This window comes from Candidatus Frankia nodulisporulans, from assembly GCF_902806475.1.
Lineage (GTDB): Bacteria > Actinomycetota > Actinomycetes > Frankiales > Frankiaceae > Frankia > Frankia umida.
The window spans coordinates 1-4,405 of the sequence record NZ_CADCWS010000305.1 but is presented as its reverse complement, the minus strand read 5'-3'; the positions used below and the strand labels follow the sequence as shown (position 1 = coordinate 4,405).

5 protein-coding genes are annotated in these 4,405 nt (G+C 72.0%); 1 reads left to right on the top strand and 4 read right to left on the bottom strand.

Going from position 1 to position 4,405, the window contains the following annotated elements; all coding sequences use genetic code 11:
• The coding region (locus tag G6R24_RS18615) for an alpha/beta hydrolase (RefSeq protein WP_192029190.1) at window positions 1–882 on the bottom strand (882 nt) is incomplete at its 3' end.
• Window positions 883–1,023: 141 nt separating this feature from the next.
• Entirely contained in the window at window positions 1,024–1,668 is a 645-nt protein-coding gene (locus tag G6R24_RS18610) for a maleylpyruvate isomerase N-terminal domain-containing protein (protein ID WP_163550481.1), read from the bottom strand.
• Window positions 1,669–1,845: 177 nt separating this feature from the next.
• On the opposite strand from G6R24_RS18610, the gene G6R24_RS22840 reads away from it, so the two are divergent.
• Window positions 1,846–2,436 (top strand): excalibur calcium-binding domain-containing protein, encoded by a 591-nt coding sequence (locus tag G6R24_RS22840; protein ID WP_225438716.1) that lies wholly within the window; start codon window positions 1,846–1,848, stop codon window positions 2,434–2,436.
• Window positions 2,437–2,499: 63 nt separating this feature from the next.
• Here G6R24_RS22840 and G6R24_RS18600 read toward each other — a convergent pair whose 3' ends face one another.
• A complete protein-coding gene (locus G6R24_RS18600) occupies window positions 2,500–3,369 on the bottom strand; it encodes a class I SAM-dependent methyltransferase (RefSeq protein ID WP_163550480.1) in 870 nt (289 codons plus the stop codon).
• 70 nt (window positions 3,370–3,439) lie between these two features.
• Window positions 3,440–3,580 (bottom strand): hypothetical protein, encoded by a 141-nt coding sequence (locus G6R24_RS21720; RefSeq protein WP_192029188.1) that lies wholly within the window; start codon window positions 3,578–3,580, stop codon window positions 3,440–3,442.
• Window positions 3,581–4,405 lie beyond the last annotated feature (825 nt).

Here is a 4,405-nt window from a genome sequence, read left to right as displayed (position 1 = left end):
GTCGTGGGCGAGCAGCGCCACCGCCGCCGCACCGCCGAGGCTGTGGCCGACGGCGGCGATCCGGGTCGCGTCGATGGTCGTCGAGGCGCGCCACGCCGGACGCGGGCCGATCAGACGATCCAGGACGAACGAGAGATCGACGGTGCGTGTGCGCACCGCGGCGTCGAAGTCGGACACGTCCCGCAGGCGGTCGCAGGCCACGCAGGTCAGCATCCGGTCGCCGGTGAACAGGGTGCCGACCGACTCGTAGGCGTGGTCGACGGTGGCCGCGACATAGCCGCGGCTGGCGAACTGCTCGGCCAGGCCGGTCAGCGACCGGCGGCCCACCCCCAGCCCCGGGGAGAGCAGTACCAGCGGGTGGCGTCCGCCGAGGGGACGCACGCCGGTGCGGCTCGCGATCGTCGTCGCGGCGATGTCGGTGGCCGACAGGACGCCGTCCAGCCCGAGCGAGGCCAGGTACAACCGGATCTCGGCCGGGTCGGCGTACCGGGCCGGGCCGCCGCGCCCCGCCCCGGGGCTGGCCGGGGCGGCCGCCGGGTAGTAGACGTCGACCATCAGTTCCCGGGGGCGTGTCGGCACCCACGGGTCGTGGCGGGCGGTGTCCACCAGGTGCAGCGTGTCCCGTCCGACCGCGAACGTCCCCGTCGGAGGCGGCAGTGCCAGCCGGGCCGCGGCCGTCGACGAGGCCGACCTGGCCGCCGGAACCCCCGAGGTGGTCGAGGTGGCCGGAGCCCCTGAGGTCGCCGGGACCCCCGTGGTGGTCGTGGTGGTCGTGGGCGACGTCGGTCTGGTGGCGGCGGTCGCGCTCGGCCCCACCACCAGCACGGTCGCCGTCGCCACGACCGCCAGCACCGCTGTCATCAACCGATCTCGCACCGTCACGACTATCACCCTAGGTGAATCGTCGCGTACGCAGAGGCGAATGCATGGTCCGGCATCCGACATCGCGGCCAGACCGCGACCCACCCCCGACCCCGATGGTGATGTTTGCGGTGATTCGCGGGTGAAGGAGGAAGGAAAGGGTCACAGGGCGGTGATGGTGGTGGGAGCGCGTTCGGCGCGACTGAGTGCGCGCAGCAGCGCGACCGGCCCGTGGCGGCGGGTGGCGACCCGGGCCAGCAGGGCGATGACCAGGTCGGTCGCGGCCTCGGGCAGCGGCGGGGTGGGCAGGTCGAGACTGACGGCGAGGTCGTCGGCGTGGACGGCCAGTTCGAGGATGCGGGTGGTCAGCAGGTCGTCGACGGTCAGCGGTGGCGCGGACGTGCGCATCGCCACCAGCCGGGTGCCGTCGAGGGTCGCCATCCTCGTCCGGAGCTGGGTGAGGGTGGCGTCGACCTGGGCGGCGAGGGCGGCCGGGCCGTCCGCGGCGGTCTGCTCGCCGATAGTGCGCAGACCGGTGTTGAGGTCACCGTCCAGGGGCGCGCCGACCCACGCCGCCGCCGTGTAGTACTCCACCAGCGAGAGTGCCGGCCCGTCCGGTTCGGCGGCGTCCAGACGCCCCGGTACGGCGAGGACCTGCCAGGCCAGATGCCCCGCCAGCCCGCTGACCTGGAACTGCGCCAACGCGCTGGGTGTCTCCCACCGCCGCGCCAGCACCGGTTCGCGCAGCAGTCCCGCCGCGGCCTGGGCTGTCTGGACGAACACCGGCCCGATCACGCTCACGCTCATACCGCCCATCCTGGCCCACGCGCGACCCACTGGACGCACATCGCCACCGCACTCTGTCTCCCGGTCGCGCTCTGGTCGCACAGGGCACCGGAATGCGGGATATCGTCCGACCCGATCACACCAGGCTCGGGACGCGACTCCCGGGACGGGGACGCACCATCAGCCGGGGGGCGCACAGTGGCACGCGGTCAGCAGGGGGCATCGGTCGGGTATCGACTGTGGGGGTGGATACGCCGCCACCCGATCATTTCCGGGATCGTCGGCGGCTTCTGGCTGCTGATCATCCTGATCGTGTTGACCGCGCCGAAGAAGGACCCGTCCACCGTCGCGGCCTCGGCCGACGCACCCGTGGTGTCATCGCCGTCACCCACGGCGTCCGCGGGCTCCCCGTCACCGCAGCCGACGGCGACATCCCCCACCTCGGCCCCGCCGGTCGCGCCGGTGACCACCGCCGCCGCACCGGTCGCCCCGGCCACCACCCGGGCGGCGGCCGCTGCGGTGCGGCCGGCCGTGACCTCCGCACCACCCGCCCAGGCCGCCGCGGCGCCCCCGGCCCAGCAGCAGGCACCGCCCGTCCAGCAGGCGCCCGCGGCCCAGCAGCCCGCCGCCCAGGCGGCGCCGCCGGCGCAGGAGAACCCGACCTCGGTGTACTACGCCAACTGCGACGCCGTCCGGGCCGCCGGGGCCGCCCCGCTGTACCAGGGACAACCCGGCTACCGGGCCCTGCTCGACCGCGACCACGACGGCGTCGCCTGCGAAACCAGCTGACCCGACACCGCGACACCGACACCGCAGGGCCGGCCCGGGTGAGTCGGCGCGGGTGCGTCGCTGCTACCCGCGGCTGCCGGGTGCGTCCGTGGTGTGCGCCGGCGCCCGGCCCCAGGCCAGGACGGTCGCGAACGCAAGATCCGCGAAGTCGGGGTCGGCGAGCTGGGCGAGGGCGGCGTCCAGCACGTCGTCGCCGGCCAGTCGCCGCTCGACGATGCGCGTACGCAGCCGGGTCAGGGTCAGCGCCCAGCACAGCGCGGACGCGTTCGCGCCGCCGGTGACGGGCAGATGCACGGTCATCCCCACCTCGGACAGGCCACGGGCACGCAGCGGCGCGGGAAAAGTGCGCGCCCAGGTGGAGTCGGTGCCGATGGTCGCCGCGAGCACCGTGTCGAGAGCGTCCATCGCCCGCCGGAACGCTGGCTGCGCGCAGGAGTCGAGCGGAAACCGCGCGATCGACTCGACGACCAGGGTCCCGCCCGGGCGCAACCAGCTCACCAGACGGTCCAGGACGCGTTCCCGTTCCGGCAGATGTTCCAGGACGAACCGGGCGTGGACGAGGTCGAACGGCCCCTGCTCCGGCGGCGGATCGCTGGTGACGTCATGGCGTAGGACGGTCAGCGGCCCGCGGTCAGGTGTGTGCCGCTGGCGGTCACCCTGGGCGTGCAGGCGGCGTTGTAGGGGGTCGATGTCGAGGTCGGTGGCCACGACGTGGCCGGTGGCACCGACCCGCCCGGCCAGCCAGAGGGCGATCGACCCACCACCGGCTCCCACCTCCAGGGCGTGCCAGCCGGGACCGACCCCGAGATCGTCCAGGACCCTGATGGTCGTGGGATCGCAGACGTCCGCCATCGCGGCCAACCGGGTCTGTTCGGCGTCCTGCGGGCCACCGAGCACTCCGTCGCCGTAACGCAGCCCCCGCGTCGATCCCATGGGAATCATCCTAGGAGCCCCGGCCACCTGAATCCGGCGTCCGGTCGTCTCCACGTCCGGTCCTGGGCAGTTACTCGAGGTGGACGGGCAGGCCGTCGCGGGGGACGGGTAGCGGGAAACGGTCCAGGCGCGGCTGGTAGCCGGCGGGCAGGCTCCAGCGGTGACGTAGCAGCAGCGGCACCGGGGTGATCAGTCGCAGCGACTCACGCATCACCGCGTCCAGTGTGGTCAGACTCGCCAGGCCCGCCTAGTCGGGCGCCGCGGTGCCCAACGCCCGTGACTGCTCGCGGGCGCCCCGATGCCACTGGGGGTGGCGGGCCAGGAAGTACAGCATGCTGGTCATCGTGATCGTGGACGTGTCCTGGGCGGCTGCCGCCCTGGGGCTCTACCTGCGTTGCCTGCGCTGACCGCCGTGTCGCGACCGGCCCACCTGGCCGACGGCGGAAGCCACCGCCGTGGTCTGACCACGGTCGAGGACGCTCAAGAATCACGGCTGAGGGTGGCGCGTACCTCGCCGAGCCTGGCGAACAGGCTCGGCGTGCGTTCTCGGTCCGAGGGTGATCCGCCCCCGTTCCCGACCCGGCGGGTCGCATTCATTGATGCCCGACAATCACACCACATGCTAAAAGGAACTAAAGCCACATATTAAAACATAGTTTCGATAAACATGTGAAGCTGCTTTTGTTCTGCAAAGCCGTTGTCGCCGACTATCGGGGTCGTTACGATGGGCTCCGCGGAGGTTCGCTCGACTTGTTGGCAGCCGACTTCCCGTCCGGGGGATCCATGCCCTGACGTGCGTGGACCGGCCGGTCCGGGTCGGTTGGCCTCGGGTGAACAGAATTCACGGTATCCGCTGTTCCAGTTAAAGCGTGGCCCGGCGGGCCACGCCGACAGAAGGGGAAGACACATGTCTCTTTATCACACGGAGATCCAGTGGGGCGGCCCGGGGGCGGAATGGCACAAGGAGGCTTATGCAGAACTCATGGAATAGAAATAGAGTGCCCGGATCGCGGAGAATGCTGTGGGGTAGGTCGAG

What these genes read in the sequence shown, in the direction of transcription:
- G6R24_RS18610 (WP_163550481.1), bottom strand. Translation starts at nt 1,668, where the DNA reads ATGAGCGTGAGCGTGATCGGGCCGGTGTTCGTCCAGACAGCCCAGGCC.
- G6R24_RS18600 (WP_163550480.1), bottom strand. Translation starts at nt 3,369, where the DNA reads ATGGGATCGACGCGGGGGCTGCGTTACGGCGACGGAGTGCTCGGTGGC.
- G6R24_RS21720 (WP_192029188.1), bottom strand. Translation starts at nt 3,580, where the DNA reads ATGCGTGAGTCGCTGCGACTGATCACCCCGGTGCCGCTGCTGCTACGT.